3 protein-coding genes are annotated in these 4,442 nt (G+C 69.6%); 2 read left to right on the forward strand and 1 reads right to left on the reverse strand.

Annotated elements, in window-relative coordinates:
* The coding region (locus tag G6R24_RS18565; RefSeq protein WP_476727364.1) for a mannosyltransferase YkcB-related protein at positions 1–441 on the forward strand (441 nt) is incomplete at its 5' end.
* 435 nt (positions 442–876) lie between these two features.
* On the opposite strand, the gene G6R24_RS18570 is transcribed toward G6R24_RS18565, so the two are convergent.
* Entirely contained in the window at positions 877–1,902 is a 1,026-nt protein-coding gene (locus tag G6R24_RS18570) for an alpha/beta fold hydrolase (RefSeq protein WP_163550475.1), read from the reverse strand.
* 453 nt (positions 1,903–2,355) lie between these two features.
* Here G6R24_RS18570 and G6R24_RS18575 point away from each other — a divergent pair, with 453 nt between their 5' ends.
* Positions 2,356–4,212 (forward strand): MFS transporter, encoded by a 1,857-nt coding sequence (locus G6R24_RS18575; RefSeq protein ID WP_163550476.1) that lies wholly within the window; start codon positions 2,356–2,358, stop codon positions 4,210–4,212.
* Positions 4,213–4,442 lie beyond the last annotated feature (230 nt).

The following is a 4,442-nucleotide window of genomic DNA, read 5'->3' on the forward strand; positions in this document are numbered from 1 at the left end:
TCCGCGGCCGGCACCGCCTCGTCCACGACGGGTACGACGTCCACCGACGGAGCGAGGCCGGCGGGCGGCGGCATGGGCGGTGGGCAGAGCGCGAACGCGGAGTTGGTCGCGCTGCTGTCGAAGTCGACGACGACCTGGGCCGCGGCCACCTCCGGCGCGACGACCGCCGCGGAACTGGAACTGGCCAGCGGACAGTCCGTGATCGCCATCGGCGGCTGGGACGGCAGTGACCCGGCGCCCACCCTCACCCAGTTCCAGCAGTGGGTGACCGAGGGCCGCATCCACTACTTCATCTCCGGTGGCGGCATGGGCGGTGGGATGGGCGGCAACAGTTCGACCTCGACCGCCTCCCAGATCGCGGCCTGGGTCGCCGCCCACTACACCGCCACCACCGTCGGCAGCCAGACCGTCTACGACCTCACCGCCACCGCCACCAGCTAGACGCCGACGCAGCACGCAGCACGCAGCACCGCATATCGGCCCCAGTCCGCACCGGATTCGCTTCCGGCCGGACCGGGGCCGATTCCGTTCCGCCACGCACCCGCACCCGCGCATCTCCTCGGCGGAGACGACGGTGGCAGGACGCGACAGCCTTCGTCCGTCAAGGCCCGCAATCTCGGCCGAAGTGACGGTCCGTAAGGATGTCAGTGCCTGTCGCTAGGCTGGAGGCTTCGCCGTCGGCACCGGGGCGTCCCGCCGTCAGGGCATATTGGGCACGGTCAGCATCGAATCCCGAACCAAGAGCGAGGGCCACTCGCAAACCGGGGCAAAAATTCTCACTCGCCGTGCATAGCTGCCTATTATTGCCACTTAGCTGGCTAAGTTCTGCGAAGAGACACTCTCGAGCGTTTTTGCCCTCACCGTCCGTGAACGCCCTCACTGTCCGCGCAAATCATTATCTTCCGCGACCGGGACGGAACCCTCGGCATCCGCGAGCCCGGCGAACGAGCGGATGAGGCCGGCGAGCTCGAGCGGCTGGTCGCTCTGCACCGCATGACCGGCGCCACCCACCACCGTGTCCCGCAGGGACGGAACCCGACGCCGGAACTCGGCGACATCACTGTCGTGGACAAACCTCGAGTCACCACCGCGAACCAGCAGCGTCGGAGCGGAGATAAGGCTGACGTCGTCCCACAGCGGGCGCAGGTCGGACTGGTCGCGGCGACCATCCCCGCCAGCTGGCAGCGCACCCGGCGCGGGAGCGCGCGGGGAGAACAGGTCATAGCGCCAGCCCCATCGGCCGTCCGGCAACCGGCGGGCGTTGTGCCGGACCCCGCGGCGCACCGCGGCGGCCGGACGGTTCGGGCTCAACGCCACGGCGCCGGCGGCCATCTCCTCGAACGAGTCGAACGTCGGTGGGCCGCTGATCAGCGCGACGGCCCCGAGATCCGCGCCCTTCGGCAGCCGCTCGGGGTCGGTGACCTGCGGGGTCACGTCGACGATCACGATGCGCCGGCACAGCTGCGCGAAGGTCGCCGCCAGCCGGATCAGCGTGGCACCACCCAGTGACATCCCGACCACCACGGCCGCCGCGGGCGCGACCGCCGGCAGCACCGCCCCGAGCGCCTCCGCGTTGCTCCACGGACCGTAGTCACGATCGTCGCGCCAGGACGAGCGTCCATGCCCCAGCAGGTCGAACGCCACCGCCGGGCGCCCGAGCGCGAGCGCGACCGAATCCCAGGTGTGCGCGTTCTGACCGCCACCGTGCAGAAAGACGATCTCCGGATCGGCCCGTCCCCACCGCAGGTAGCTCAGCCGGCCACCCTCGGGCAGATCGGCGTAGCGGCGACTGAGGTCCGGGCGACCGGCGAACGGCAGGCCCAGTTCCTCGGCGTTCTCGTGCAGGAGGCCGAACTCGTCGTAGTCGTCCGCACCCAGTGTGCTCTCGACATCGGTGGCCACGGTGCCCCGCTCTCTCGAGGATCGTTGCGACTCTTCTCCTACCTTCGTCACCACTTTTACGTCGACAACCTCGTCCCGAGTCGAACTTCGCCGGGAAATCAGGCGCGGCGGGCCGAAACAACGACGCTGGGCCGCAGATCGTTCACGCTCGGCGCACGGACCGCCGACGGTGACACCCGGCGGGGCCGAACCGCCGTCCGCGCCCTCGTGAGACGAGCTGACGTACGCCGTACGACCAGTCCTTAGTTGTGAGACAGTAAATTTCGGATGCGACGCGCCGCGGTAACCGCCGCCGCCCGTACGCACACCGGCATGAGGCCCCCGCCGAACCCCGAGCGGCCGTACAACGACCGTTGGTGTCCTCTGCATGCCTCGGTCACCGCCAGGCGGGATCGACCCGCGCTCGGCTGGTGATCTCCGCAGGTCACGCTGTGATGGGAGGGACGGTCCGCTATGTCCACGGCCGCGACCGCAGGACCAGGATCACCGGGCTCGAGATCCTCAGGCTCGGGGTACCGGTGGGTCGTCCTGTCGAACACGACGATCGGCGTGCTGCTGGCGACGGTGAACAGCTCCATCGTCATCATCTCGCTGCCGGCGATCTTCCGTGGCATCCACCTGGACCCGCTCACCCCGGGCAACGTCAGCTACCTGCTGTGGCTGCTCATGGGGTACATACTGGTCTCCGCCGTCCTGGTGGTGACGCTGGGCCGCCTGGGCGACATGTACGGCCGGGTCCGCATCTACAACGCGGGGTTCGCGTTGTTCACCGTCTCGGCGATCGGGTTGACGCTCACCCCGCTGCAGGGGGCGGCCGGCGCGCTGTGGCTGATCGGCTTCCGGGTGATCGAGGGGATCGGCGGTGCGATGCTGCTGGCGAACTCGACCGCGATCCTCACCGACGCGTTCCCCGCCGACCAGCGCGGGATGGCCATGGGCATCAACCAGGTGGCGGCGCTCGCCGGGTCGTTCATCGGGCTGGTCGCGGGCGGTCTGCTCTCCGAGTGGAACTGGCGGGCGGTGTTCTGGGTCAGCGTCCCGATCAGCGTGGTCGGCACGATCTGGTCGTACCGCAGCCTGCGTGACACCGGACGCCGCGTCGCCGCCCGCATCGACTGGTGGGGCAACATCACGTTCGCGGTCGGGCTGACCGCGCTGCTGGCCGGGGTCACCTACGGCATCCAGCCCTACGGTGGGCACGACATGGGCTGGACGAGTCCGAAGGTGCTCGGGGCGCTCATCGGCGGGGCGGCGCTGCTGGTGCTGTTCGTCGCGGTCGAGCGGCGGGTGGCACAGCCGATGTTCAACCTGACGCTGTTTCGCAACCGGGCCTTCGCCGCCGGCAACGCGACGATCCTGCTGTTCGCGGTCTCCCGCGGCGGCATGCAGTTCATGCTGATCATCTGGCTGCAGGGCATCTGGCTGCCGCTGCACGGCTACGACTTCATCGACACCCCGCTGTGGGCGGGCATCTACATGCTGCCGCTGACCGTCGGCTTCCTGATCGCGGGGCCGGCCTCGGGCTTTTTGTCGGACCGCTTCGGCGCCCGCGCGTTCGCCACCGGCGGGATGCTGATCGTCGCCGGCACCTTCGTGGGTCTGCTGCTGCCCACCGACTTCAGCTATCCGGTGTTCGCCCTGCTGCTGCTCAACGGCGTCGGCTCGGGCCTGTTCTCCGCGCCGAACACGACGGCGGTGATGAACGTCGTGCCACCGGCGGCGCGCGGCGGGGCGTCCGGCATGCGCGGAACGTTCATGAACTCCGGCCAGGTGCTGTCGATCGGCCTGTTCTTCTCCCTGATGATCGCGGGGCTCGCCGCCTCGCTGCCCGCCTCGTTGCGCGACGGACTGTCCGCCCGCGGTGTGCCCGCCGACGTCGTGAACCGGGTCGCCGAACTGCCACCGGTCGGCAGCCTGTTCGCCGCGTTCCTCGGCTACAACCCGATGCAGAACCTGCTCGGTGACGACACCCTGAGCCGGCTTCCCGCGGCGGACGCCCGGGAGATCACCGGACGGGAGTTCTTCCCCCATCTGATCGCCGGACCGTTCCACCACGGTCTGGTCATCGCGTTCACCATGGCGACCGTCATGGCGGTCATCGGCGCGTTCGCCTCCCTGCTGCGCGGCACCCGCGTCATCGACCCGGATTCCGACGCGGCCCAGACCGCCGAGACACTGGCCACCCAGACGTTGGCCACCCAGACGTTGGCCACCGCGCCGAACACACCCGTGAACGACGTCGACCCGGCCAGCTCACCGCCACCCCGGGAATCCGCGGACAGCACCAGCGATGCCGCGGTCAGCACATAACCAGGCGGGCGTTTTCAGCCCACGGGCGGCCAGAGCATCAACGAGTGGCCAACCACGTGTGGCGTCCGGTGCCGCGAGCGTCCGCCGGCACTGGACGCCGGACGCCTCAGATGCGACACTGCGCCGCCGTCACCGAGCCACCCCTCAGGACGGCAACAATCCGTCCGCAATAGCCGAGGGTCGCGACCGGTCCGGACGGCGAATGGCACGCAACGAATGGCACGCAACGA

The sequence above is a fragment of the Candidatus Frankia nodulisporulans genome, from assembly GCF_902806475.1.
Classification (GTDB): Bacteria; Actinomycetota; Actinomycetes; order Frankiales; family Frankiaceae; genus Frankia; species Frankia umida.